Source organism: Clavibacter phaseoli (assembly GCF_021922925.1).
Taxonomy (GTDB): Bacteria; Actinomycetota; Actinomycetes; order Actinomycetales; family Microbacteriaceae; genus Clavibacter; species Clavibacter phaseoli.
The window spans coordinates 986,596-1,010,450 of sequence record NZ_CP040786.1; the positions used below are offsets into that span (position 1 = coordinate 986,596).

The window sequence follows — 23,855 nt, forward strand, 5'->3', positions numbered from 1 at the left end:
ATGCTACGGGCGACCGCCGATGGCGGGCGCACCCATGTGCAGCCAGTAGAAGCTCTGCGTGGCGAGCGTCAGCGTGAGGCGCCCGTCGTCGCCGACCGTCGGGAAGACGCCGCCGCCGAAGAGGTCGTACAGCTGCGAGCCGGCGAAGTCGGACGCGTCGATGGTGACCGACACCGGGTTGTGCGCGAAGGAGAAGACGCACAGCACGTCCTCGGCGCGGTCGCCGAAGTGGGTGCCGCTGCCCTCGTAGGAGCGCACGAAGGCGAGGACGCTCTCGTGATCGGTCGGGAGCACGCGGATGGTGCCCTGGCCGAACACCGGGTGGGCCTTCCGCACGTGGATCACGTTGCGCACCCAGTGCAGGAGGGAGCGCGACTGCGCCAGCTGCGACTCCACGTTGATCTGCGCGTAGTTGTAGACGAGCGACTGCACGACGGGCAGGTAGAGCTTGCCCGGGTCGGCGGTGGAGAAGCCGGCGTTGCGGTCGGGGGTCCACTGCATGGGCGTGCGGGACGCGTCGCGGTCCGGCAGCCAGATGTTGTCGCCCATGCCGATCTCGTCGCCGTAGTAGAGGAACGGGCTGCCCGGGAGGGAGAACAGGAGCGCGTGCACGAGCTCGAGCTCGGCGCGCGAGTTGTCGAGGAGCGGCGCGAGCCGGCGGCGGATGCCGATGTTGACGCGCATGCGCGGGTCGTACGCGTACCAGCCGTACATCGCCTGGCGGTACTCCTCGCTCACCATCTCGAGCGTGAGCTCGTCGTGGTTGCGCAGGAAGACGCCCCACGCGGCGGCCTCGGGGATCTCGAACGTCTCGCCCATGATCCGCTTCAGCTCGTCCGCGGTCTGCGAGCGGAGGGAGTAGAAGATGCGCGGCATGATCGGGAAGTCGAACGCCATGTGGCACTCGGGCTCCTCCTCGGTGCCGAGGAACGCGGAGACCTCGCGGGGCCACTGGTTCGCCTCGGCGATGAGGATCCGGCCCGGGTACTCCTCGTCGACCATCGCGCGGAGGCGCTTGAGGAACTCGTGCGTGGCCGGCTCGCCCTCGCCGTTGCCCTCCTCGGTCTCGTAGAGGTACGGGATCGCGTCGAGGCGCAGCCCGTCGACGCCCATGTCGAGCCAGTGGCGGATGACGCCGTAGATGGCCTCGTGCACCTTGGGGTTGTCGAAGTTGAGGTCGGGCTGGTGCGAGAAGAAGCGGTGGAAGAAGAACTGGCGGCGCACCGGGTCGAAGGTCCAGTTCGACTCCTCGGTGTCGACGAAGATGACGCGGATGTCCTCGTACTTCTCGTCGGTGTCGCTCCAGACGTAGAAGTCGCCGTACGGGCCGTCGGGGTCGGACCGGGACTGCTGGAACCACTCGTGCTGGTCGGAGGTGTGGTTCATCACGAGGTCGATGACGATGCGCATGTTGCGCTCGTGCGACTTGGTGACGAGCTCCTTGAAGTCGTCGAGCGTGCCGAACTCGGGGAGCACGGCCATGTAGTCGCTGATGTCGTAGCCACCGTCGCGGAGGGGGGACTGGAAGAAGGGCGGGAGCCACAGGCCGTCGATGCCCAGCCACTGCAGGTAGTCGAGCTTGGAGATGAGGCCCTGGATGTCGCCCGTGCCGTCGCCGTTCGAGTCGACGAACGAGCGGATCATGACCTCGTAGAAGACCGAGCGCTTGTACCACTGCTTGTCGAGGGTGAGGCCGGGCAGGGTGATGGGGGCGGTGAAGCTCACGGTTCTCCTCATGGGCGCGACGGGGGCGTCGACTCGGGGCGGGAAGGCTCGATCGCCACTCTAGGCGCGGCGCGCGGGTGGGGGACCCCGGCGCGCCCGGGGGCGCGGGCCGCCCCCGCTCGTAGACTCGTCCCCGATGACCGTCCCCTCGCCCTACGCCGCCCAGCTCGACCGCATCCCGGTGGTCCGCCGCACCGTCGACCTCCTCGGGAGCCGCACCGCCTGGTGGGAGTACGGGCCCGCCGACGCCGACCGCGTGCTCGTCGTCGTGCACGGGTTCCGGGGGGACCACCACGGGCTCGAGCCGGTGGTCGCGCAGCTGCCGGGCGTGCGGATCCTCTCGCCCGACCTGCCCGGCTTCGGCGACTCGACGCCCCTCGTCGACGCGCGCCACGACATCGCCGGCTACTCCGCGTGGCTCCGCGCGTTCGTCGACGCGACCGGCACGCGCGACGCGACCGCGCTCGGCCACTCGTTCGGCTCGATCGTCGTCTCGGCCGCGCTCGCGGACGGCCTGCCGAGCCCGCGCGCGATCCTCGTGAACCCGATCGCGGCGCCCGCGCTCGAGGGTCCGCGGGGGATCCTGACCCGGCTCGCGGTGCTCTACTACCGCGCCGCCGCCGTGCTGCCCGAACGCGCGGGCTTCGGCCTGCTGCGCAACCGCGCCATCGTGCGCGTCATGAGCGAGGCCATGGCGAAGACGCGCGACCGGCCGCTCCGCCGGTGGATCAACGACCAGCACGACCGCTTCTTCAGCGCGTTCAGCGACCGCCGCGTCGTGCTCGAGGCGTTCCGCGCGTCGGTGTCGTCGGACGTGAGCACGTACGCGGCGCGCGTCGCCGTGCCCGTGCTGCTCGTCGCGGCCGAGCGCGACGACATCACGCCCGTCGCCGCGCAGCACCGGCTGCAGCGCCTCTTCGCCGACGCCCGGCTCCGGGTGATCCCGCGGGTCGGGCACCTCATCCACTACGAGACGCCCCGGGAGGCGGCCGGCTTCGTCCGCGCCTTCCTGGACGAGGGGAGCGCGTCATGAGGCTCGTGTTCGACTGCCGGTACACCCGCATCGGCCGGCACGACGGGATCAGCCGCTACGGCGCCGAGCTCGTCGCCCGGCTGGGCGACCGCTTCGACGTGACCATGCTCATCAGCGACCACCGCCAGCTCGCGCTGCTGCCCGACCTGCCCTGGCAGCTGGTCAGCTCGCCGACCGGGGCGCGCGAGCCGTGGGTCGCGCGCCGCGTCTCGCGGATGCGGCCGGACGTCGTCTACAGCCCCATGCAGACGATGGGATCCCGCGGCCGCACGTACCCGCTCGTGCTCACGCTGCACGACCTCATCTACTACCGCCACCGGCGTCCGCCGCGCGACCTGCCCGCGCCCGTGCGCGCGCTCTGGCGGGCCTTCCACCTCGCCTGGTGGCCGCAGCGGCTGCTGCTCGACCGGGCCGACGCGATCGTGACGGTGAGCGAGACGACGCGCGGCCTCATCCGCGCGCACCGCCTGACCACCAAGCCCGTGGTCGTCGTGCCGAACGCCGCCGAGCTGGCGCCCGCCCCCGACGGCACCCCGGACGGGCCTCGTGAGGCGCCCGCCGAGCGGACGCTCGTCTACATGGGCTCCTACATGCCCTACAAGAACGTGGACACGCTCGTGCGCGCGGTCGACGACCTGCCCGACCACGAGCTGCACCTCATGAGCCGCGTCGCGCCCGCCGAGCGCGCGCGGCTGGAGGGGCTCGCCGACGGCGCTCGCCTGGTCTTCCGCGACGGCGCGAGCGACGACGAGTACGCGTCGACGCTCCGGCGCGCGACCGCGCTGCTCACGGCGTCGCGCGACGAGGGCTTCGGGATCCCCGTGATCGAGGCGATGAGCGTGGGCCTGCCCGTGGTGGTCAGCGACATCCCGATCTTCCGCGAGATCGGGGGCGACGCGGCCGTGTACGTGGATCCGGACGACGCGGAGGGGTTCGCCGCGGCCGTCCGCGCGCTGGAGGACCCGGACGAGTGGCGCCGGCGGTCGGCGGCGTGCATCGCCCGCGCGGCCGGGTACGACTGGGACCGGTCGGCCCGCGAGCTCGGCGACCTCCTCGAGCGGGTCGCGCGCACGGGGCGTCGCGGGGCCTGAGGCCGGGGCGGTCGCGGGTCGTGGTCCGCTCGGAGGCGGACGCGGATCAGGCCCGGCGCGCCGGGTCGAGGTCCGCGATGGCCCCGAGGTCGGCCACGCCGCCGAAGCGGAGCAGCGACAGCTCCCCGTCGACCACGCCGAACGTGTGGGCCGAGCCGTTCTCGATCATGGGCCCGGGACGGCTGCCGAGCGACGCGTCGAGGCTGCGGGCGAGCGCCGCGATGACGCCGCCGTGCGACACCGCGATGATCGACCCGCCGGGGTGCCGCTCCGCGAGCCGCAGGAGCGCCGCGCCCGCCCGCTCGGTGACGGACTCGACTGTCTCGCGGCCGGGCACGTCGCCGTCCGGGAAGCGCGCCTCGATCTCGGCGTGCGTGAGCCCCTCGGCGAGGCCGTAGCGGCGCTCGGCGAGCGCAGGCTCCGGCAGCGGGCCGGTCGTGGGGCTGCCGCCGAGCGCGAGGTGCTCGGCGATGATCGACGCGGTCTCGAAGGCACGGCTCAGCGGGCTCGCGTGCACCGCGTCCCAGCCGGCGCCGCCCGCGACCGCCGCGGCGAGCAGCGCGCCCGCGGTGGCCGCCTGCGCGCGACCGGTGTCGTCGAGGGGGATGTCGCTGGACCCCTGCACGCGCCGCTCCACGTTCCACGCGGTGCGGCCGTGGCGGACGAGGACGATGCGGGTCACTACGCGAGCTCCGTGGCGATGGCACGGAGGGTCTCGCTCGTGCCGCCCTCGAGGCGCACGGTGGCGCGGGTGTCGCCCTTGGTGGTGCCGCGGTTGAGGATCACGATCGGCATGCGGCTCCTCCGCGCGAGCTCGAGCAGGCGGATGCCGGAGTTGACCGCGAGCGAGGACCCGGCGATGAGGAGCACGTCCGCGGCGGACACGATGGCGCTCGCGTCGCGGAAGCGCTCGGTGGGCACGAGCTCGCCGAAGAAGACCACGTCGGGCTTGAGCATGCCGCCGCAGACGCTGCAGACGGGGATCCGGAACCGGTCGACGTCGTGCACCTGCGCGTCGCCGTCCGGGTTGAGCTCGACCGCGTCGGGCTGGTCGAGCCACGGGTTCTCCGCGCTGATGCGGTCCGCGATCGCGGAGCGCGCGTAGGCCTGCCCGCAGTCGAGGCAGAGGACGCGGTCGAGCGAGCCGTGCAGGTCGACGACGCGGCGGGATCCGGCGCGCTCGTGCAGGCCGTCGACGTTCTGCGTGACGAGCCCGCCGACGACGCCGGCCGCCTCCAGGTCGGCGAGCGCGGCGTGCCCGTCGTTGGGGCGCGCGGAGCTGAAGGCCTTCCAGCCCAGGTGCCCGCCCGCCCAGTACCGGCGGCGGAAGTCGTCGCCCTCGCTGCGGAACTGCTGGAACGTCATCGGGTTCCGCTTCGGGGCGCCCTCGCCGCGGTAGTCGGGGATGCCGGAGTCGGTGCTGAGGCCGGCGCCCGTGAGGACGGCGGTGCGGCGGCCGCGCATGAGCTCGACCGCCTCGGCGATCGTGGACCCCGCGGGGGGTCGGGGATCGTCACGGAGAGTGGTGCTCATGGGGCCTCCCGGTGCCGAGCTGGCGCCCCGACCTGTCGGCGGGCGGCGACGGGGCAGGGCATCATTGTCCTGTCGAGTCTAGACAGCGCATCCCCGCGACGGCTCCGCACGAGGAGGCCCCGCACCCGACCGGGGCGGACGGAGGGAGCACCGGCATGCACGTCCACCGCATCGAGGACCTCTCCTCGCCCGGCCTCGAGGACTACTCTCGGCTCACCGACGTGGCCCTCCGCCGCGTGAGCGAGCCCGCGGGCGGCCTCTACATCGCCGAGTCGACCAAGGTCATGGGCCGCGCGCTCGCCGCGGGGCACGTGCCGCGCTCGGTCCTCGTGCAGGAGCAGTGGCTCGACGACGTGGCCCCGCTCCTCGAGGGCTTCCCCGACGTGCCCGTCTTCGTGGGCGCGGCCGCCGTGCTGGAGCGGCTCACGGGATACAACCTGCACCGCGGTGCGCTCGCCGCGATGCACCGCCCGCCGCTGCCCGCGGTCGCCGACGTTCTGCGCGACGCGCGCCGGGTCGTCGTGCTGGAGGACATCGTCGACCACACGAACGTCGGGGCGATCTTCCGGGCGGTCGCCGGCATCGGCGCCGACGCCGTGCTCATCACCCCGCGCTGCGCCGACCCGCTCTACCGCCGGAGCGTGCGCGTCAGCATGGGCACCGTGCTGCAGGTGCCGTGGACCCGGCTGCCCGAGTGGCCGGAGGCCGCGCCGCTCCTCCACGAGGCCGGCTTCCACCTCGCGGCGCTCGCCCTCGAGGACGACGCGGTCACGCTCGACGCCTTCGCCGCGGATCCGCCCGAGCGGATCGCGCTCGTCCTCGGCACCGAGGGCGACGGCCTCAGCCGGCACGCGCTCCACCACGCGGACTCGACGGTCGTGATCCCCATGCTGCACGGCGTCGACTCGCTGAACGTGGCCGCGGCGAGCGCCGTCGCCCTGTACGCGCTGCGGGTCCCCGCGTGAGCCGGGCCCGCCGCCTCACCGTCACGTCCGTCGTCGCGGCGCTCCTCGTCTCGGCGGGCGTGTACGTCCCGGTGACCCTCACGGCGGATCCGCCGGCCGCGGTCGCGCAGGTCGACGCGCCGTCGCCCGTCATCGCCGTCCCGACCCCGGAGACCTGGCCCGCCGCGGGCGTCTCCGCCGTGGGCGCCGTCGGGTTCGACGGCGTGCTCGCGACGGACGATCCGGATCCGACGCCCCGGCCGATGGCGAGCATCACCAAGACCGTGACCGCGCTCGTCGTGCTGGAGGCGAAGCCGCTCGCGCCCGGGGAGGACGGACCGCAGGTCACCTTCACGGCGGAGGACGAGGCGCTGCGCCGCGAGATCCTCACGCAGGACGGCATCGTCGAGCCCGCGGTCCCGGGCACGAGCCTCTCCCAGCGCGACCTGCTCGAGGGCGCGCTGCTCGCGAGCGCCAACAACTACGCGGCGGCGCTCGGCGTCTGGGCGTTCGGCTCGAACGACGCCTTCGTGGCGGCGGCGAACGCGTGGCTCGCCGAGGAGGGGCTCACCGGCACGCACGTGGCGGATGCGATGGGGCTGTCTCCCGAGACCGTGAGCACGACCGCCGACCTCGTCCGCATCGGCGAGATGGTGCTCGCCGACCCGGTGCTCGCGGACATCGTCGACCAGCGCAGCGCCGATGTCGCGGGCGTCGGGACCGTGGAGAACCGCAACCTGCTGGCGGGCGTCCCGGGCTTCCGCGGCATCAAGACGGGCACGCTGGAGCAGGCGGGCAAGTGCCTCCTCTGGGCGGTGGACACCAAGGTGGGCGACCGGGACGTGACGCTCGTCGGCGTGACGCTCGGCGCCCAGGACCACGCCGAGCTCGCCCGGCAGGTGACCGCCCTGCTGCCGACGGTCGCGGCGAACCTGCACGTCGTGCAGGTGGCGACGGCGGGGGAGCCCTTCGCCGACTACACGACCGCGTGGGGCGCGACCGCGCAGGCCGTGAGCACGGCCGACGAGTCGCTGCTCGTGTGGGGCGACACGCCCGTCACCACGACGGTGGAGGCGTCCGCGTCCGGGGAGGCCGCCGCGGGCACCGAGGTCGGCGCGGCGACGGTCACGGCCGGGCAGCACAGCGTGCGGGTGCCGCTCGCGCTCGACCGCGACATCCCGGGCCCCGACGGCTGGTGGCGCCTCGGCAACCCGGGCGAGCTGCTCGGCTGAGGCGCCGCCGGGCGGTCAGCTCCCGGCGTCGACGCGCGTCCACGGCGACGCGTCCGGGCGCTTGGCCGTGCGCCCGTCGCCGGAGGACTGGTGGCGGAGGCGCCGCAGCACCCACGGCACGAAGTACGAGCGCGCCCAGTCGATGTCGCCCGCGCGCGCCTGGCTCCAGGTGCGCGGCGGCAGCGGCTCGGGCTCCAGCGGCTGGAGGTCGTTCTCCACGGCGAGCGCCTGCAGCACCATCCGCGCGACGGTGTGGTGCCCGAGCGGCGCGAGGTGCAGCCGGTCGACGTCCCACATGCGCGGATCCTGGATCTCGGTGAGCGACCACTGGTCGGCCACGATGCAGTCGTGCCGTGCCGCGACCGCCCGGATGTCCTCGTTGTAGATCGCGACCTTGCCGCGGAGGCGCCCGAACACGGGGGAGAACCTCACGTCGGTGCCCGTGAAGAGCACGACGGTCGCGCCCTCGGAGGAGAGCCGGGCGACCATCCGGTCGAGGCGCTCCGCGAGGCGGTCGGGGTCGGCGCCGGGCCGGAGGATGTCGTTGCCGCCCGCCGAGACGGAGACGAGGTCGGGGTGCAGCGCGAGCGCGGGCTCCACCTGCTCGTCCGCGATCTGCCCGAGGAGGCGCCCGCGGATGGCGAGGTTCGCGTAGGAGAAGCCGTCGACCTGGTCGGCCAGCACCTCGGCCACGCGGTCGGCCCAGCCCCGGTGCCCGCCGGGGCTCCCCGGCTCGGGGTCGCCGATGCCCTCCGTGAAGGAGTCGCCGAGGGCGACGTAGCGGCGCCAGGGGTGGGGCTCGGTCATGCGGTTCCTTCCGGGTGGGACCTCTCCATCATAGGAACGCCCTCGAGCGGCCTCCGGGAATGCCGGCCGACCGCCATTGGTTGAGCCTTCAAGCAACTGGATGCACCACCCGAGGAACGAGGACCCATGCCCGACCTGCTCTCCGCCGACACGACCATGGGTCCCGTGACCCTCCTCGTCGGCGACCTCGATCGCATGACCGCCTACTACCGCGACGCCGTCGGCCTCGAGCAGCTCGGCGAGGGGACGGACTCCACGACGCTCGGGCGCGGGGGAGTGCCCGCGGTGGTCCTCGAGCCCGCGCGGGGCCTCGACCTCCCGAGCCCCGGGAACGCCGGCCTCTTCCACACGGCCGTGCTCTTCGACGAGCCCGCCGCGCTCGCCCGCTCGGTCGCCTCGCTCGCGCAGCGCGCGCCCGGGACCTTCACCGGCAGCGCCGACCACCTCGTGAGCCGCGCCTTCTACTTCACCGACCCCGAGGGCAACGGCGTCGAGCTCTACACCGACCGCCCCCGCGACGAGTGGACGTGGCAGGACGGGCGGGTGGTCATGGACACGCTCCGGCTCGACCCGAACGCGTTCCTCCGCGACGAGCTCGCGCCGGTCGCCGACGCCGCCTCCGACGCGGCCGGCATCGGCCACGTGCACCTGCAGGTGGGCGACACCGAGACCGCCGCGGCCTTCTACGTCGACACGCTCGGCTTCGAGCTCGTCGCGGGGTGGCACGGATCCGCGATCTTCGTCTCCGCGGGCGGGTACCACCACCACATGGCCATGAACACGTGGAACAGCCGCGGCGCCGGCCGCCGACCCGCCACGCTCGGGCTCGGCACCGTGCGCATCGAGGTGCCCACGCGCGACGAGGTCGAGGCGGTCGACGCGCGCCTCCGGGCGGCCGGCGTCGCCACGCGCGACGACGGCCGCGCGCTCGCCTTCGAGGACCCGTGGGGCAACGCCCTTGTGCTGTCCGCCGCCTGAGCCTCCCCCAGCGGACAGGCTGCCCGACGGGCGGGAGGGGGAGGATGGGCGCATGACGCCCGCCGCCCCGGCCGACCCGCTCGACCCGCTCGCGCACCTCGACGAGGCGCTCCTCGACCGGATCCGCTCCCGCGCCGCCGGGTACGACGCCCGCAACGCCTTCTTCGCCGAGGACCTCGACGAGCTGCGGGACGCCGGCCACCTCCGCCTCCTCGTGCCGCGCGGGCTCGGCGGGTCCGGCGCATCCCTCGCCGACGCCGTGCGCGCGCAGCACCTCCTCGCGCAGGCGGCGCCCGCGACCGCGCTCGGCGTGGGGATGCACCTCGTCTGGACGGCGGTCGCCCGGATCCTCGCGGACCGCGGCGACGACTCCCTCCGCGGCGTGCTCGAGGACGCCGGCCGCGACGAGCTGCTGGCCTTCGCGATCAGCGAGCCCGGCAACGACCAGGCGCTCGCCGACGCGCTCACCCGGGCCGACCCCGACCCCGACGGCGGGTACCGCTTCACGGGTACGAAGTCGACGTCGAGCATGGCGCCCGCGTGGACCCGGCTCGGCCTGTTCGGGCGCGATGACGCGGATCCGGAGCGGCCGCTCCTCGTGCACGCCTTCGTGCCGCGCGACGCGCCGGGCCTCGAGATCGTGCCCGACTGGGACACGCTCGGCATGCGGGCGACGCAGAGCCACACGGTGGTCCTCCGGGACGTGCGCGCGGCGCCCGCCGACGTGGTCCGCCGCCGCGACCACGGCCGGCGCGACGACCCGTTCGCGCTCGCCGTGCTGCAGGCGTTCGAGCTGCTCATCGCGGCCGTGTACGCCGGGATCGGGCAGCGCGCGCTCGACCTCGCGGTCGCATCCGCGCTCCACCGCACCTCGCGCGCGGCCGGCGGCGCCGCGCTCGCCGCGGACCCCGGGATCCGGCACCTCGTCGCGGAGGCCGCCCTCGCGCAGGACGCGCTCCTGCCGCAGCTCACGGCGCTCGCCGGCGACGTCGACCGCGGCGTCGACCACGGCGACCGCTGGGCGTCCCTGCTCGTCGGCGTCAAGGTCCGGTCGACGCGGACGGCGGCCGAGGTCGTGCAGCGGGCGGTCGCCGTCGCGGGCGGGGGATCCCTCCGCACGGGCGACGAGCTGGGCCGCCTGTACCGCGACGTGCTGGCCGGCGGCTTCCACCCGTCGAGCGACCGGCAGGCCGCGGCGACCATCGCGACCACGCTGCTCGGCCCGGTGCCGCGCCCGTCCTGAGCGCCCGCCGGACGGTCGGTGGGAGCCGATCGGGCGGCCGTCGGCGCGACGCGCCCGGACGGTCACGGAGCCCCGGATCCACCCGCGTCGCGCCGCGCCGACGCGAGGCCGCGGGCGGCGCGGATCCGGTCGCCACGAGCCGCGGGGACGGCCGCGCGATCGACGGGAGCGTCCCCGCGGGCGGGTATCGTGAGGTCGAGTGAGCACCATGCCGACACCTCCACCGCACGTCGGATCCGCCGCGGCCGAGCACCTCTCGCCGGCCTTTCCGGAGCGCGCCGCCTGGGGCACCGTCAGCAAGCTGCGGGCCTGGCAGGAGGAGGCCCTCACCGCGTACTTCGAGAAGGAGCCGCGCGACTTCCTCGCCAACGCGACGCCGGGCGCCGGCAAGACGACCTTCGCGCTGCGCCTCGCCTCCGAGCTGCTGCACCGCAAGACCATCGACAAGGTCACGGTCGTCGCGCCCACCGAGCACCTCAAGAAGCAGTGGGCGGACGCGGCCGCGCGCGCGGGCGTCCGCCTCGACCCCATGTACAGCAACGCGTCCGGCGCGCTCGGCCGGCACTACCACGGGGCCGCGGTGACCTACGCGCAGGTCGCCGCGAACCCGTACCTGCACAAGACCATGACCGAGTCGAGCCGCACCCTCGTGATCCTCGACGAGGTGCACCACGGCGGCGACGCGCTCAGCTGGGGCGACGCGATCCGCGAGGCCTTCGAGCGCGCCACCCGCCGCCTCTCGCTCACGGGGACGCCGTTCCGCTCCGACACCGCGCCCATCCCGTTCGTCAGCTACCTCCGCGACCACCGCGGCGTCCGCCTCTCGCAGACCGACTACGACTACGGCTACGGCCGCGCGCTCGCCGACGGCGTCGTCCGGCCCGTCATCTTCCTCGCCTACGCCGGCAGCATGCGCTGGCGCAACAAGATGGGCGACGAGATGGAGGCCCAGCTCGCCGAGGGCAACACGAAGGACATCACGTCCCAGGCATGGCGCACCGCCCTCGCGCCCGACGGCGAGTGGATCCCGCAGGTGCTCGCCGCGGCCGACCGGCGCCTCAGCGAGGTGCGGCAGTCCATCCCCGACGCGGGCGGCCTCGTCATCGCGACCGACCACACGACCGCGCGGGCCTACGCGGCCATCCTGCAGCGGATCAGCGGGCAGCCCGTCACGCTCGTGCTCTCGGACGACGTCGAGGCGAGCGCGAACATCGACCGCTTCTCCGCGGGCACCTCGCGCTGGATGGTCGCGGTGCGCATGGTGTCCGAGGGCGTCGACGTGCCGCGGCTCGCCGTCGGCGTGTACGCCACGAGCGCGTCCACCCCGCTGTTCTTCGCGCAGGCCATCGGCCGCTTCGTGCGGGCGCGCCGCCGCGGCGAGACGGCGTCGATCTTCCTGCCGAGCGTCCCGAACCTCCTGGTGCTCGCCAACGAGCTCGAACGCCAGCGCGACCACGCGCTCGACCGCGACTCCTCGAAGGAGGGCGACCTCTACAACCCCGAGGACGCCATGATGGGCGAGGCGAACCGCAGCGAGAAGGGGTCCGACTCCCTCCTCAGCGAGTTCTCGTTCGAGGCGATGGGTTCCGAGGCCACGTTCGACAAGGTGCTCTTCGACGGCGCCGAGTTCGGCCAGATGGCCGACGTCGGCAGCCTCGAGGAGGAGGAGTTCATCGGGCTCCCCGGGATCCTCGAGCCCGAGCAGGTGCGCGAGCTCCTCGCCCAGCGGCAGCACCGGCAGTCGAAGCACGCCACCGAGCGCGAGCGGAAGCAGGCCGAGAGCGGCGTGCCGAAGGACCCCGACGACATCCCGCTGTACCGCACGCTCAAGGAGCAGCGGCAGCTGCTGAACAGCCTGGTCGGCATGCGCGCCAAGCTGCACGGCGAGCCGCACGGCCTCGTGCACGCCGAGCTCCGCCGCGTGTGCGGCGGGCCCGCGGTCGGCCAGTGCAGCGTGACGCAGCTGCAGCAGCGCATCGACCAGCTCCGCAGGTGGATGCGCAGCTAGCGCGCTCGGATGGATCGGGGCAGCTCCGCGGGTGGATGCGCAGCTAGCGCGCTCGGTGGTCCGGGGCGCTCCGCAGGTGGATGCGCAGCTAGCGCGCTCCCTGTCGCTGCGTGTCCCTAGGGCGCGGTGACGAACCCGTGGTCGACCATGAACTCGAAGGCGACGTCCGCGGGCTCCTCGCCCTGGTCGTCGACCCGGAGGTTCATCTCCCGGAGGGCGTCGTCGGTGATGACGGGGGAGATCCGGTCGAAGACGTCCTGGAGGCCGGGGTGCTCGGCGAGGGTCGCGGAGTCGAGCACGGGCGCGACGTTGTAGGCCGGGAAGAAGCCGAGGTCGTCCTGGAGGATCGTCAGGCCGAGCTTGTCGATGCGGCCGTCCGTCGTGAACACCTCGCCGAACTGGCACGTGCCGCGGTCCGTCGCCGTGTAGACCGCGCCCGTGTCGAAGATGGAGACGTTGCCGTCGGGGACGCCGTCCGCGGATCCGCGCGGGATGCCGTACGTCTCCAGCAGCGGGGACAGGCCGTCGGAGCGCGAGTTGAACTCCGCCTCGACGCAGAAAGTGCGCTCGTCCACGGGCAGGTCCTCGATCTCGGACAGCTTCGTGATCCCGAGCCGCTCGGCCTCCTCGCTGCGGATGGCGAGCGCGTAGGTGTTGTTGAGCGGCGCGGGGGTCAGCCAGGTGAGCCCGTTGGCCGCGTCGGCGTCGCGCACGGCCTCGTACTGGGCGCGCTGGTCCGGGATGCCCTCGGGCTCGCCGAGGTAGCTGAGCCACGCGGTGCCCGTGTACTCCCACGTCATGTCGGCGCCGTGGCTCGTCATGAGCTCGCGGGCCGGCACGCTGCCGGGCACGTTCGTCTGGTCCGTGACGTCGAACCCCGCCGCCTTCGCCGCGATGACGGCGATCTTGCCGAGGATCAGCTGCTCGGTGAAGTTCTTCGACGTCACGGTGAGGTGCGCGCCGGCCGGCAGGTCGAGGGGCTGGATGGAGCCGGGAGCGGCGTCCGGGACGTAGGCCGTCGCGGGCTGCAGGCCGCAGCCGGTGAGGGTCGCGAGGGCCGCGGCCACGAGCGCGGGCACACCCAGCGCGCGGCGGAGGCGGGCGGAGCGGGGGGGGGTCGGCACGGTCAGAGTCCCTTCGGGCGGGCGACGTGCTCGACGACGCGGCCGAGCCAGTCGATGGCGAGCGCGAGGAGCGCGATGAGCAGGGCCCCGGAGACGAGCACGGGGTAGAGGTAGAGGTTCACGCCGGTGGTGATGAGGATCCCCAGGCCGCCGCCGTTGACGAAGGCCGCGAGCGCCGCGGTGCCGACGAGGAGCACGAGCGCGGTCCGGATCCCGGCGAGCATCACGGGCACGGCGAGCGGCAGCTCGATCCGGAAGAGCACGGACGCGCGGCTCATGCCCATGCCGCGGCCGGCCTCGACGAGGCGCTCGTCGACGCCGCGGATGCCGAGGATCGTGTTGCCGAGCACGGGAAGGGCCGCGTAGACGACCAGCGCGACGAAGCTCGCGACGAAGCCGTTCGGCACGAGCATCGCCAGGAGAACCACCAGGCCGATCGCCGGGGCGGCCGTGCCGAAGTTCGCGACCGCGAGCACCGCCGGGGAGAATCGCCGCAGCCGGCCACGCGTCATCAGGATGCCGAGCGGGATGGCGATCACGAGCACGATCGCCGCGGCCGAGAAGGTGAGCGCGAGGTGCTCGAGCGTCGACCTCCCGAGGGCCGCGGGCTCCAGCGTCGTGCGCTCCACCGCGGTCAGCGGCGCCACCGCCAGCCAGACCAGGTACGCCGCGAGGACCGCGGCGATCGCGACCGGCTGGGCGACGAGGCCGCGCCAGCCGTGGGCGCCGCCGACGGCGTCGGCGCGGACGTCGGTCGCGGCGCTCATCCGGCCTGCCCGTCGCGCGCGGCGGGCGACGCGTCGGCCGCGGCCTGCTCGGCCCGCGCGGCGTCGGCGCCCACGGTGCCGATCGTGCCGGTGTTCGTGCCGACGGGCGCGCCGTCGACGCCGCCCGCCGCCTGGGCCCGGACGCGCGTGATCGCGTCCATGACGGTCTCGACGTCGATCACGCCGAGGAACGCCCCGCCGCGACCCGTGACGAGCGCGGCGCCCGCGCTGGAGACGAGCATGGTGTCGAGCGCGTCGTTGAGGGTCGCGCGGTTGCCGATGACCGGCAGCCGCGGCTCGGGGACGGCGCCCACGACGTCGAGCCGGCCGAGCTGGCGGCGCGAGGGCCACTGGAGCGGGCGGTCCCGGGCGTCGACGACGACCGCGTGCTGGTGGCCGACCTCGTCCATCCGGGCGAGCACGTCGCGCGCGGCGTCGCCGGGGTGCGCGACGACGGCGTCCGCGAGCGGCACCTCGTCCACGCGGCGGAGCGTGAGCTGCTTGAGGCCCGCGCCCGAGCCGATGAACTCCTCGACGAACGCGTCGGCGGGCTCGGCGAGGATCCGCTCCGGGGTGTCGTACTGCACGATGCGGGCGCCCTCGGCGAAGACGACGATCCAGTCGCCGAGCTTCACGGCCTCGTCGAAGTCGTGCGTGACGATGACGATGGTCTTCTGCAGCTCGGCCTGGATGCGGATCAGCTCGTCCTGGAGGCGCTGCCGGGTGATCGGGTCCACCGCGCCGAACGGCTCGTCCATGAGCAGCACGGGCGGGTCCGCGGCCAGCGCTCGGGCGACGCCGACGCGCTGCTGCTGGCCGCCGGAGAGCTCCTTCGGGTAGCGGTCGCGGTACTGCTCGGGGTCGAGCGAGACCAGCTCGAGCAGCTCGTCGACACGGGCGCGGATGCGGGCGGCGTCCCAGCCGAGCATCTTCGGCACCACGGCGATGTTCGCGGCCACGGTCATGTGCGGGAAGAGCCCGCCGGCCTGGATCACGTAGCCGATGCGGCGCCGCAGCTCGTCGCCGTCGATGCCCGTCACGTCCTCGTCGCCGAGGACGACGCGGCCCTCGGTGGGCTCGATGAGCCGGTTGATCATCTTCAGCGTCGTGGTCTTGCCGCAGCCGGAGGGGCCGACGAGCATGACGATCTTGCCGGCGGGGATCTCCAGCGTGATGCCGTCGACGGCGGGCGTCGCCTGTCCCGGGTAGCGCTTGGTGACGCCGTCCAGCAGGATCGAGCGGCCGCTGACCTCGGGGGAGGCGGGGGCGGTGGGGGTGGTGGTCTCAGACACGGATGCCTCTCGGGGTGGTGAGCCGGCCGATGCCGACGAGGACGAGGTCGAGCAGGAGGGCGAGCAGGACGACGCCGATGACGCCCGTGAGGACGGACTCGGTCGCGTTCGCCCCGCCGAGGCGGGAGAGCCCGGAGAAGATGAAGCCGCCGAGCCCGGGGCCGAGCACGTAGGCGGCGACCGCGGCGATGCCCATGACCATCTGCGCGGACACGCGGATGCCGCCGAGGATCACGGGCCAGGCCAGCGGCAGCTCGACGCGCAGCAGCGTGCGGACGCGGCCCATGCCGATCCCGCGCGCGGACTCCACGATTGCGGGGTCGATCCCCGTGAGGCCCACCACCGCGTTCCGCAGGATGGGCAGGACGGCGAAGAACGTGACGACCGCGACGGCCGGCGCGACGCCGAACCCGAGCGGCGCGATGAGCAGCCCCACGAGCGCGAACGCGGGCAGCGTCAGCCCGATCGCCGAGACGCTGTTGGCCAGCGAGCTGAGCGGGCGGCTGCGGTAGACGAGCGCCGCGATCCCCACGGCGATCACGGTCGCGAGCACGAGGCACTGCACCACGAGGCTGAGGTGCTGCCACGCGGAGAACGCGATCTGGTCGGCGCGGGAGGACAGGAAGTCCCACATGTCGGTCTCCTCAGGATGTGTCGGTCACCGGGAGGGGCATCGGCGGTGGCCCACCCTACGCAGGCCGCGCGCAGGCGCGAAGTTCGCCGTGGCCGCCCCTCCGCTGCTATCACGCGCGCGCCGCGGGCGGGCGCGCGCGCTGTCGTGCGGTGCGGATCCGCGGCGACGCGCGCTCGGGCGTCGTCCAGGCGCGCTCGCCTACGCTCGTGATCCTGGGAGCCGCCCGACCGGTTCCCGCGAGGAGCCACCGATGCCCGTCCCGTCGCGCGACGCCGACGCGTACGCCGTGCTCGGCGTCGAGCCGTCCGCGTCGCAGGACGAGATCCGCCGGGCCTACCGCCGCCGCGTGCGCGACGCCCACCCCGACATGGGCGGCAGCGCCGACGCGTTCCAGGCCGTGCGCGACGCCTTCGAGGCCGTCGGCGATCCCGAGAGCCGCGCCCGCTACGAGCGCACGCTGCGCGAGGCGCCGGCGCCCGAGGAGCCCGTCGGCCGCGCCCACCCCGCCTCCCCGGGCTCCACCTCGGCGGGCGAGGCGTGGGATCCCGCCTCCCGCCGCGGCCGTCCCGGCGCACCCCGGGCGCGTCCGGCCGCGCGCACCCGCAGCTTCGGCCACCCCGGCGGCTTCGCCCGCCTCCGCTACCTGTCCCTGGTGCGCGAGTGGCTGGCGGATCCCGCGGAGCCCTCCGTGCCCGCCGCTCCCGTCCCGCCGCGCGGCGGCACCGCGCTGTCGGACCGGCCGGAGCCCTACGTCCGTCGTGCGCGCGCGATCGCGCCGCCCGTGCTCGGCGTCCTGCTGGCCCTCATCCTGCTCGTCTCCGGTCTCGGCGCGATCGCCGCCGTGGTCGGCCTCGTCGTGGGCGCGGCCGCGGGCCTCGTCGCCGCGGGGCCGATCGGACGCGCCGGGTTCCGCGCCGAGGAGCCGCGTCGCCGGGCGGCCGAGCGGCTGCAGGAGGAGGTGCTCGCGCACGAGCGCGCCCTCCGCGCCTACCCGGACCTCATGGCCGCGTACAGCGCGCGCCTCGCCCGCCTCGAGGGGCTGCGTCGGCGCTTCGAGGCCGACGCCTACGCGCCCGACCTCGTCGCCGAGGTGCCCGCGTCGGCCTCCGCGGCGCTCCGGGCGGCCGTCGCCCAGGAGGAGACCGCGCGCGAGCTCATGGAGCTCGGTCCGTCGTACGCGTTCTGGAACGGCGTGGCCGTGCCGCGCTCGGGCGACGCGATCGACCACCTCGTGCTCGGCCCCCAGGGTCTCGTCGCGGTCGAGTCGGTGCCCGCGGGAGCCGCCGCCGCCACCGATCCGTCCGCGCGCGACGCCGCGCTGCGGAGCCTCGACGGCCGCGCCCGCGCGCTCGCCCGCGAGATGGAGGTGCCCGTCGTCGGCCTCGTGCTCTCGCTGCCGTCCGGCGTGCTCGGCGCCGCGCCCGTCGTCCTGCACGCGGCCGACGACCCGCACGCGCTGCCGGCCTACGCGGTCGCCCGCACGCTCCTCGCCGACCACGTGGCCGCCGGCCTGCCGGGCCTCCACGCGATGGACCCGGAGCGCCTGCTCGCGGTCCGGACCCGCCTGGTGCTCGACGCGCGCTTCGTCTGAGCCGGGGATCCCGGCCGCGGGCCGCGGCGGCTCCCGGGTCAGCGGGGGAGGGGCACGTCCAGCTCGCCCGCGCGCACCATCCACTCGACCGCCTCGCGGGCGGCCTCCTCGCTCGTGAAGCGCGGCGCGTAGCCGAGGACGTCGCGGGCCTTGTCGATGCTCGCGACGTGGCTGCGGACGAGGTGCTGCCAGCTGGCGTCGGCGTGATCCGGCTCGGTGCGGGCTCGGAACCCGTCCCAGTCGAGGTGCTCCAGCTCCGGCTCGCGGCCGAACCAGGCGGCGGCCGCCCGGGCGAACCCGCGGACGGAGAGGGCGCGCTCGGACACGGCGTGGAAGCTCTCGCCGACGCTGGTCTCGCGGTTCGCGATCGCGAGCTGCACGACCTGGGCGACGTCGTCGGCGTGCACGTGGTGCATGGTCTCGCTGCCGGATCCCGGCACGGCGAGCGCGCCGCCGGTCGCGAGCGCGGTCCACACGGCGGGGTCCAGGTTGCCGACCGGGGTGATCACGGGCCAGCCGCCCCCGCTGATGTGGCCCGGGTGCACCACCGTGCACGGCACGCCGCCCGACCGCGACTCGGCGATCAGGTAGCGCTCGATCTCGGCCTTCTGCACGCCGTAGTCGCCGAACGGCTCCTTCGGGTCGTCCTCGCGCAGCGGCAGCGACGTGCTGAGGCCGTGGGTCCAGATGCTGCCGATGTGCACGAGGTGCCGCACGCGGCCGCGCAGCCCCTCGACGAGGTGGCGCGCGGACCCCGGCGTGAAGCAGACCAGGTCGACGACGACCTCGGGTGCCAGGGCCGCGATCCGGTCGGCGAAGGTGCCGGCCGCGTCCTCGGCGTCGCGGTCGACGCGGACGCGCTCGACGCGGTCCCAGAGCGGCGACTCCCGGTAGGGCTCGCGCGTGCCGCGGCTGACGGCGACGACGTCGTGCCCGGATTCGACGAGGCGGGGGACGAGGAAGGTCCCGATGTGGCCGGTGGCTCCGATGACGACGACGCGCATCCCGTCACCCTAGCGCCGCGCCGGACGCCCACCCCGCCCGTGGATCAGATCCAGCCGCGCTTCCGGAACGCCGCGTAGAGGCAGACGCCCATCAGGACCATGAGGCCGAGCGCGAGCGGGTACCCGTAGGTCCACTGGAGCTCCGGCATGTTCACGAAGTTCATGCCGTAGATCGTGCCGACCAGCGTGGGCGCGAAGAGGATCGCGGCCCAGGAGGAGATCCGCTTGACCTGGTCGTTCTGGGCGAGGCTCGTCTCGGTGAGCTTCTTCATCTCGTCGTTCTGGCGCTGGCCGACGAGCGTCGTGTGCACGGTGAGCGCGTTCTGCAGCAGCGTGCGGAAGGCGTCCGCGCGCTCGGCGACGCGGATGACGTGGTCATGCACGTCGCGGAAGCCGCGGCGGAGCTCGAGGTCCACCTCGTGCTCCTCGGCCCGCTGCCGCAGGTCGTCGAGCATCGCGCCGAGGGGAGCCGTGGCCCGCTGGAACGCCGTGACCTCGCGCATCAGCGCGTAGATGCGGCGGGACACGTCCGGGTCGGCGCCGAAGATCTGGTCCTCGATCTCGTCGACGTCGTCCTCGAGGCCCGTCGCGACGGGGCCGTACTCGTCGACGACCTGGTCGAGGATCGCGTACAGGACGGCGCGCGGTCCGAGGGCGAGGAGCTCGCGGTCCTCCTCGAGCCGGTGGCGGACGGCGGCGAGGTCGGGCGACTCCGCGTGGCGGATGGTGACCACGAAGTCGGGCCCGACGAAGACGTGCAGCTCGCCGAACTCCACGCGCTCGTCGTCGTCGAGGTAGCGCGCGGGGCGCAGGACGACGAACCAGGTGTCGCCGTAGCGCTCCATCTTCGAGCGCTGGTGCCCGCTGAGCGCGTCCTCGACGGCGAGCGGGTGCAGGCCGAACTCGTCGGCGACGCGGTGCAGCTCCTCGGGCTCCGGCCGGTACAGGCCGATCCACGCGAGGCCCCGGCGCTCCCGCATCACCTCGAACGTCTCGTCGAGGCTCTCCGGATCCGCGGTGCGGACCCCCTGGACGTACACGGCGCTGTCGACGACGGTCATCGGATCTCTTCTCTCGGGTCGGGACCCGCGCGCGGGCCGAGAGCGACTGTATCCGGGCGCGCCGCGAGAGGGGCCGGGAACGAGGAAGAGCCGGCCGGATCCTCGTGGATCCGACCGGCTCTCGTGTGTGTCCGAAGGGGGACTTGAACCCCCACGCCCTAATACGGGCACTAGCACCTCAAGCTAGCGCGTCTACCAATTCCGCCATCCGGACAGGATGTGCGGCCCGCCGTCTCCGGCTGCCGAGAGACGACATTAGCACGGCCCGGGAGGCTCTCCGACCACCCCGCGGCAGGACGCCCGCGTCCGGCCTCGATAGCGTGGACCCATGACCGACACGCTCCCCGACGACCTCGACGCCACCGCCCGGATCGCCCGCGACCTCATCCGGTTCGACACGACCAACCACGGCGAGGGCCGCTCGGAGGGGGAGACGGAGGCCGCGCAGTACGTCGAGCAGCACCTGAAGGACCTGGGCCTCACGCCCGAGCTCATCGACGCCGCGCCCGGCCGCACGAGCGTCCTCGCGCGCATCCCCGGGCGCAACCGCGACAAGCCCGCGCTCGTCGTCCACGGCCACCTCGACGTGGTCCCCGCCGATCCCGCGAACTGGACCGTCGACCCGTTCGGCGGCGTCATCAAGGACGGCATGCTCTGGGGCCGCGGCGCCGTGGACATGAAGAACATGGACGCGATGATGATCACGGCGCTGCAGGAGATCATCACCTCCGGCCGCGCGCCCGAGCGCGACCTGATCATGGGCTTCTTCTCCGACGAGGAGGCGGGCGGCGTGCTCGGCTCCGCGTACGTGGTCGAGAACCGCCCCGAGTGGTTCGAGGGCGCGACCGAGGCGATCAGCGAGGTCGGCGGCTACTCCATCGACCTCGCCGGGAAGCGCGCCTACCTGCTGCAGACGGGCGAGAAGGCCCTCATCTGGATCCGCCTGGTCGCCACCGGCACCGCCGGCCACGGCTCGCAGGTCAACCGCGACAACGCCGTCACCCGGCTCGCGGGCGCGGTGGCCCGGATCGGCATGGAGGAGTGGCCCGTCCACCTCACCGACACGACGCGCCAGCTGCTCGACGAGATCGCCCGCATCGTCGGGGCCGACCCGAAGCAGGTGACGCCCGACGACCTCGCGATCGCCACGGGCACGGCGTCCAAGTTCATCGCCGCGACGCTGCGCACCACGACCAACCCCACGCTCCTGCACGCGGGCTACAAGCACAACGTGATCCCCGACACGGCGGAGGCGCTCATCGACATCCGCGTCCTCCCGGGCGAGGAGGACGAGGTGCTCGCGCGCGTCGCCGAGCTCGCCGGCGAGGGCGTCGAGGTGCGCATCGTGCACCAGGACGTCGGCCTCGAGAACCCCTTCCAGGGACCGCTCGTCGACGCCATGGTCGCGACCCTCGGCACGCACGACCCCGAGGCCGAGGTGCTGCCCTACATGCTCTCCGGGGGCACCGACAACAAGGCGCTCAGCCTCCTCGGGATCACCGGCTACGGCTTCGCGCCGCTCAAGCTCCCGGCGTCCATGGACTTCCCGTCGATGTTCCACGGCGTCGACGAGCGGGTCCCGCTCGACGCACTAGTCTTCGGGAGGCAGGTCCTCCGCGACCTCCTCCTCGACTACTAGAACCGAGCCCCAGGTGGGCCACCCGACACTTGGAGCGCACGCTTGAGCTATCTCGAGGCGATCATCCTGGGCCTCGTCCAGGGCCTGACCGAGTTCCTGCCCATCTCCTCGAGCGCGCACCTCCGCATCGCGGGGCTGTTCATGGGCGGCGACCCGGGGGCGACCTTCACCGCCATCACGCAGCTCGGCACCGAGCTCGCGGTCGTGGTGTTCTTCCGCCGGCGCATCGGGAAGGTCCTCTCGGCCTGGTTCCGGTCCCTGCGCGGCGGCATGCCGAAGGGCGACCCGGACGTGCGCATGGGCTGGCTCGTGATCATCGGCACGATCCCGATCGGCATCGCCGGGTACCTCTTCCAGGACACCATCCGCTCCACGTTCCGCTCGCTCTGGATCGTCGCGATCGTGCTCATCGTCTTCGGCATCCTGCTCGGCCTCGCCGACCGCTACAGCCGCAGCGACCGCCTCGAGAGGGACATGACGTACGGGCACGGCGTGAGCATCGGCATCGCGCAGGCGCTCGCCCTGGTCCCCGGCGTCTCCCGTTCGGGCGCCACGACCACCGCGGCGCGCGCGTTCGGCTACTCCCGGCCGGTCGCCGCCGAGTACTCGTTCCTCCTCGCCGTGCCCGCCGTCTTCGGCAGCGGCCTGTACGAGCTCGTGAAGAGCTTCGACGAGACCGGCCAGGCCGGCGCCGGGCAGACGGCGGTCGCGACGCTCATCGCCTTCGTCGTCGGCCTCGCCGTCATCGCGGGCCTCATGCGGTACATCTCCACCCGCACCTTCATGCCCTTCGTGGTCTACCGCGTCGCCCTCGGCGTCGTGCTCCTGGTGCTGCTCGGCACCGGCGCGATCGCGGCCTGATCGTGCGCGCCTGGCCCCGCCCCGCCGTCCCCGCCGTCGCGGGGGAGCCGCCCGTCCCGTCCCTGTTCGACACGAGCGCCGGATCCGTCCGCCCCGCCGAGTGCACGGGCGACGGCCGCGTGGGCCTCTACGTGTGCGGCATCACGCCGTACGACGCGACCCACCTCGGCCACGCGTCCACCTACCTCGCGTTCGACACGCTCCAGCGCGTCTGGCTCGACCGCGGCTACGACGTCGCGTACGTGCAGAACGTCACCGACGTCGACGATCCGCTGCTCGAGCGCGCGACGGCCACGGGCGTCGACTGGCGCGACCTCGCGGCCGAGCAGGTGGAGCTGTTCCGCACCGACATGGAGGCGCTCCGGATCCTGCCGCCCGACTCCTACGTCGGCGTCACCGAGGTCGTCGACGAGGTCGCGGGCGCGGTCGCCGAGCTCGTCCGCCGCGGGACGGCCTACGCGGTCCCGACGCCCGACGCCGTCGAGGCCGGCGCCCAGGACCTCTACTTCGACGTCGCGCGCGCGAGCGAGACGGGCCCCTGGGAGCTCGGCGACGAGAGCGGCTACGACCGCGCCACCATGGCCGTTCTGTCCGCCGAGCGCGGCGGCGACCCGGAGCGTCCCGGCAAGCGCGACCCGCTGGATCCGCTGCTGTGGCGCGTCGAGCGCGCGGGCGAGCCCGCGTGGGACAGCGTCGTCGGCCGCGGACGGCCCGGCTGGCACATCGAGTGCGCCGTCATCGCGCTCCGGAAGCTCGACCGCCCGGTCACCGTCCAGGGCGGCGGATCCGACCTGATCTTCCCCCACCACGAGATGTCGGCCGGCCACGCCGCGGCGCTCACGGGCGAGGACTTCGCGTGCGTCTACGCGCACAGCGGCATGGTCGCGTACCAGGGCGAGAAGATGAGCAAGTCGCTCGGCAACCTCGTGCTCGTGTCGCGCCTGCGGGCCGCGGGCGTGGATCCCCGCGCCATCCGCCTCGCGCTCCTCGCGCAGCACTACCGCGCGGACTGGGAGTGGACGGACGCGCTCCTCGAGGAGTCCGTCGCGCGCCTCGCCGCGTGGGACGCGTGGGCCGCCGAGGCGACGACGTCGGGCGCCGACGCGGGGGAGCCGGGCGAGCTCGTGCAGCTCGTCCGCGAGCGCCTCGCCGACGACCTCGACACGCCGGGCGCGATCCTGCTGCTCGACCTCCGCGTCGCCACGGGCGTGCCCGCGACGGCGGTCGAGGCGGCCGCCGTCGACGCGCTACTCGGCGTGCGGCTGGGGAGCCCGGCCGCCTGAGCCGC

21 protein-coding genes and 1 tRNA gene are annotated in these 23,855 nt (G+C 74.0%); 11 read left to right on the forward strand and 11 right to left on the reverse strand.

Annotated features, from left to right (window positions below; all coding sequences use genetic code 11):
* Nucleotides 1–3: 3 nt before the first annotated feature.
* Entirely contained in the window at nucleotides 4–1,737 is a 1,734-nt protein-coding gene (gene treS, locus FGI33_RS04610; RefSeq protein WP_045929197.1) for a maltose alpha-D-glucosyltransferase, read from the reverse strand.
* Between the two features lie 124 nt (nucleotides 1,738–1,861).
* Between treS and FGI33_RS04615 the strand changes: the two genes are divergently transcribed.
* Nucleotides 1,862–2,758, forward strand: a complete 897-nt coding sequence (locus FGI33_RS04615) for an alpha/beta fold hydrolase (RefSeq protein WP_119434073.1) — start codon at nucleotides 1,862–1,864, stop codon at nucleotides 2,756–2,758.
* Nucleotides 2,755–3,849, forward strand: a complete 1,095-nt coding sequence (locus FGI33_RS04620) for a glycosyltransferase family 4 protein (RefSeq protein ID WP_119434072.1) — start codon at nucleotides 2,755–2,757, stop codon at nucleotides 3,847–3,849. The genes FGI33_RS04615 and FGI33_RS04620 overlap by 4 nt, the downstream gene beginning before the upstream one ends.
* 46 nt (nucleotides 3,850–3,895) lie before the next feature.
* On the opposite strand, the gene FGI33_RS04625 is transcribed toward FGI33_RS04620, so the two are convergent.
* Together FGI33_RS04625 and FGI33_RS04630 are read right to left on the reverse strand one after the other, a co-directional pair.
* Nucleotides 3,896–4,531: a histidine phosphatase family protein gene (locus FGI33_RS04625; protein ID WP_119434071.1), complete on the reverse strand. Its 636-nt coding sequence runs from the start codon at nucleotides 4,529–4,531 to the stop codon at nucleotides 3,896–3,898.
* Nucleotides 4,531–5,382: a Sir2 family NAD-dependent protein deacetylase gene (locus FGI33_RS04630; RefSeq protein ID WP_119434070.1), complete on the reverse strand. Its 852-nt coding sequence runs from the start codon at nucleotides 5,380–5,382 to the stop codon at nucleotides 4,531–4,533. Before FGI33_RS04630 ends, FGI33_RS04625 begins: the two co-directional genes overlap by 1 nt.
* A 155-nt stretch (nucleotides 5,383–5,537) precedes the next feature.
* Here FGI33_RS04630 and FGI33_RS04635 point away from each other — a divergent pair, with 155 nt between their 5' ends.
* Nucleotides 5,538–6,347: a TrmH family RNA methyltransferase gene (locus FGI33_RS04635; protein WP_119434069.1), complete on the forward strand. Its 810-nt coding sequence runs from the start codon at nucleotides 5,538–5,540 to the stop codon at nucleotides 6,345–6,347.
* Nucleotides 6,344–7,558, forward strand: coding sequence for a D-alanyl-D-alanine carboxypeptidase family protein (locus FGI33_RS04640; RefSeq protein ID WP_237582327.1), 1,215 nt, complete (start codon nucleotides 6,344–6,346; stop codon nucleotides 7,556–7,558). Before FGI33_RS04635 ends, FGI33_RS04640 begins: the two co-directional genes overlap by 4 nt.
* Nucleotides 7,559–7,573: 15 nt before the next feature.
* Here FGI33_RS04640 and FGI33_RS04645 read toward each other — a convergent pair whose 3' ends face one another.
* Nucleotides 7,574–8,365 carry an SGNH/GDSL hydrolase family protein gene (locus FGI33_RS04645; protein ID WP_119435547.1) on the reverse strand — a complete coding sequence of 264 codons (792 nt, stop codon included), beginning with the start codon at nucleotides 8,363–8,365 and terminating at the stop codon, nucleotides 7,574–7,576.
* 126 nt (nucleotides 8,366–8,491) lie between these two features.
* On the opposite strand from FGI33_RS04645, the gene FGI33_RS04650 reads away from it, so the two are divergent.
* From FGI33_RS04650 to FGI33_RS04660, 3 genes are all read left to right on the forward strand, one after another.
* Complete coding sequence (locus FGI33_RS04650) at nucleotides 8,492–9,343, forward strand: VOC family protein (protein WP_119435546.1); 852 nt, start codon at nucleotides 8,492–8,494, stop codon at nucleotides 9,341–9,343.
* Between the two features lie 52 nt (nucleotides 9,344–9,395).
* A complete protein-coding gene (locus FGI33_RS04655) occupies nucleotides 9,396–10,586 on the forward strand; it encodes an acyl-CoA dehydrogenase family protein (RefSeq protein WP_237582328.1) in 1,191 nt (396 codons plus the stop codon).
* 208 nt (nucleotides 10,587–10,794) lie between these two features.
* Entirely contained in the window at nucleotides 10,795–12,594 is a 1,800-nt protein-coding gene (locus tag FGI33_RS04660; protein WP_182478448.1) for a DEAD/DEAH box helicase, read from the forward strand.
* A gap of 116 nt (nucleotides 12,595–12,710) precedes the next feature.
* Here FGI33_RS04660 and FGI33_RS04665 read toward each other — a convergent pair whose 3' ends face one another.
* Genes FGI33_RS04665 through FGI33_RS04680 form a run of 4 tightly spaced genes read right to left on the reverse strand, consistent with a single transcriptional unit; the run spans nucleotide 12,711 to nucleotide 16,411 of the window.
* Entirely contained in the window at nucleotides 12,711–13,718 is a 1,008-nt protein-coding gene (locus FGI33_RS04665) for a glycine betaine ABC transporter substrate-binding protein (RefSeq protein WP_119435210.1), read from the reverse strand.
* A 2-nt stretch (nucleotides 13,719–13,720) separates the two neighbouring features.
* On the reverse strand, nucleotides 13,721–14,485 hold the full coding sequence (locus FGI33_RS04670; RefSeq protein ID WP_119435209.1) for an ABC transporter permease: 765 nt from the start codon (nucleotides 14,483–14,485) through the stop codon (nucleotides 13,721–13,723).
* On the reverse strand, nucleotides 14,482–15,777 hold the full coding sequence (locus FGI33_RS04675) for an ABC transporter ATP-binding protein (RefSeq protein WP_237582329.1): 1,296 nt from the start codon (nucleotides 15,775–15,777) through the stop codon (nucleotides 14,482–14,484). Before FGI33_RS04675 ends, FGI33_RS04670 begins: the two co-directional genes overlap by 4 nt.
* The gene (locus FGI33_RS04680; RefSeq protein WP_043586755.1) at nucleotides 15,770–16,411 is read right to left on the reverse strand and encodes an ABC transporter permease; all 642 of its coding nucleotides are present in this window, start codon (nucleotides 16,409–16,411) and stop codon (nucleotides 15,770–15,772) included. The genes FGI33_RS04675 and FGI33_RS04680 overlap by 8 nt, the downstream gene beginning before the upstream one ends.
* A 250-nt stretch (nucleotides 16,412–16,661) precedes the next feature.
* On the opposite strand from FGI33_RS04680, the gene FGI33_RS04685 reads away from it, so the two are divergent.
* On the forward strand, nucleotides 16,662–18,002 hold the full coding sequence (locus tag FGI33_RS04685) for a DnaJ domain-containing protein (RefSeq protein WP_237582330.1): 1,341 nt from the start codon (nucleotides 16,662–16,664) through the stop codon (nucleotides 18,000–18,002).
* A 38-nt stretch (nucleotides 18,003–18,040) separates the two neighbouring features.
* On the opposite strand, the gene FGI33_RS04690 is transcribed toward FGI33_RS04685, so the two are convergent.
* From FGI33_RS04690 to FGI33_RS04700, 3 genes are all read right to left on the reverse strand, one after another.
* Nucleotides 18,041–19,006 (reverse strand): NAD-dependent epimerase/dehydratase family protein, encoded by a 966-nt coding sequence (locus FGI33_RS04690; RefSeq protein WP_119433994.1) that lies wholly within the window; start codon nucleotides 19,004–19,006, stop codon nucleotides 18,041–18,043.
* Nucleotides 19,007–19,050: 44 nt separating this feature from the next.
* Nucleotides 19,051–20,067 (reverse strand): magnesium and cobalt transport protein CorA, encoded by a 1,017-nt coding sequence (locus tag FGI33_RS04695; RefSeq protein WP_119433995.1) that lies wholly within the window; start codon nucleotides 20,065–20,067, stop codon nucleotides 19,051–19,053.
* A gap of 128 nt (nucleotides 20,068–20,195) precedes the next feature.
* A tRNA-Leu gene (locus tag FGI33_RS04700) sits at nucleotides 20,196–20,281 on the reverse strand.
* Nucleotides 20,282–20,395: 114 nt separating this feature from the next.
* On the opposite strand from FGI33_RS04700, the gene FGI33_RS04705 reads away from it, so the two are divergent.
* The 3 genes from FGI33_RS04705 to mshC are packed head-to-tail and all read left to right on the forward strand — an operon-like array spanning nucleotide 20,396 to nucleotide 23,850.
* Entirely contained in the window at nucleotides 20,396–21,706 is a 1,311-nt protein-coding gene (locus FGI33_RS04705) for a M20/M25/M40 family metallo-hydrolase (protein WP_119433996.1), read from the forward strand.
* A gap of 42 nt (nucleotides 21,707–21,748) precedes the next feature.
* Nucleotides 21,749–22,567, forward strand: coding sequence for an undecaprenyl-diphosphate phosphatase (locus tag FGI33_RS04710; RefSeq protein WP_119401600.1), 819 nt, complete (start codon nucleotides 21,749–21,751; stop codon nucleotides 22,565–22,567).
* 2 nt (nucleotides 22,568–22,569) lie between these two features.
* Complete coding sequence (gene mshC / locus FGI33_RS04715; RefSeq protein WP_119433997.1) at nucleotides 22,570–23,850, forward strand: cysteine--1-D-myo-inosityl 2-amino-2-deoxy-alpha-D-glucopyranoside ligase; 1,281 nt, start codon at nucleotides 22,570–22,572, stop codon at nucleotides 23,848–23,850.
* Nucleotides 23,851–23,855: the final 5 nt, after the last annotated feature.

Bases quoted from the DNA above. Each gene is read 5' to 3' on its own strand.
- treS (WP_045929197.1), bottom strand. From the start codon at position 1,737: ATGAGGAGAACCGTGAGCTTCACCGCCCCCATCACCCTGCCCGGCCTC.
- FGI33_RS04615 (WP_119434073.1), top strand. From the start codon at position 1,862: ATGACCGTCCCCTCGCCCTACGCCGCCCAGCTCGACCGCATCCCGGTG.
- FGI33_RS04620 (WP_119434072.1), top strand. From the start codon at position 2,755: ATGAGGCTCGTGTTCGACTGCCGGTACACCCGCATCGGCCGGCACGAC.
- FGI33_RS04630 (WP_119434070.1), bottom strand. From the start codon at position 5,382: ATGAGCACCACTCTCCGTGACGATCCCCGACCCCCCGCGGGGTCCACG.
- FGI33_RS04635 (WP_119434069.1), top strand. From the start codon at position 5,538: ATGCACGTCCACCGCATCGAGGACCTCTCCTCGCCCGGCCTCGAGGAC.
- FGI33_RS04645 (WP_119435547.1), bottom strand. From the start codon at position 8,365: ATGACCGAGCCCCACCCCTGGCGCCGCTACGTCGCCCTCGGCGACTCC.
- FGI33_RS04650 (WP_119435546.1), top strand. From the start codon at position 8,492: ATGCCCGACCTGCTCTCCGCCGACACGACCATGGGTCCCGTGACCCTC.
- FGI33_RS04655 (WP_237582328.1), top strand. From the start codon at position 9,396: ATGACGCCCGCCGCCCCGGCCGACCCGCTCGACCCGCTCGCGCACCTC.
- FGI33_RS04660 (WP_182478448.1), top strand. From the start codon at position 10,795: ATGCCGACACCTCCACCGCACGTCGGATCCGCCGCGGCCGAGCACCTC.
- FGI33_RS04670 (WP_119435209.1), bottom strand. From the start codon at position 14,485: ATGAGCGCCGCGACCGACGTCCGCGCCGACGCCGTCGGCGGCGCCCAC.
- FGI33_RS04680 (WP_043586755.1), bottom strand. From the start codon at position 16,411: ATGTGGGACTTCCTGTCCTCCCGCGCCGACCAGATCGCGTTCTCCGCG.
- FGI33_RS04685 (WP_237582330.1), top strand. From the start codon at position 16,662: ATGCCCGTCCCGTCGCGCGACGCCGACGCGTACGCCGTGCTCGGCGTC.
- FGI33_RS04690 (WP_119433994.1), bottom strand. From the start codon at position 19,006: ATGCGCGTCGTCGTCATCGGAGCCACCGGCCACATCGGGACCTTCCTC.
- FGI33_RS04695 (WP_119433995.1), bottom strand. From the start codon at position 20,067: ATGACCGTCGTCGACAGCGCCGTGTACGTCCAGGGGGTCCGCACCGCG.
- FGI33_RS04705 (WP_119433996.1), top strand. From the start codon at position 20,396: ATGACCGACACGCTCCCCGACGACCTCGACGCCACCGCCCGGATCGCC.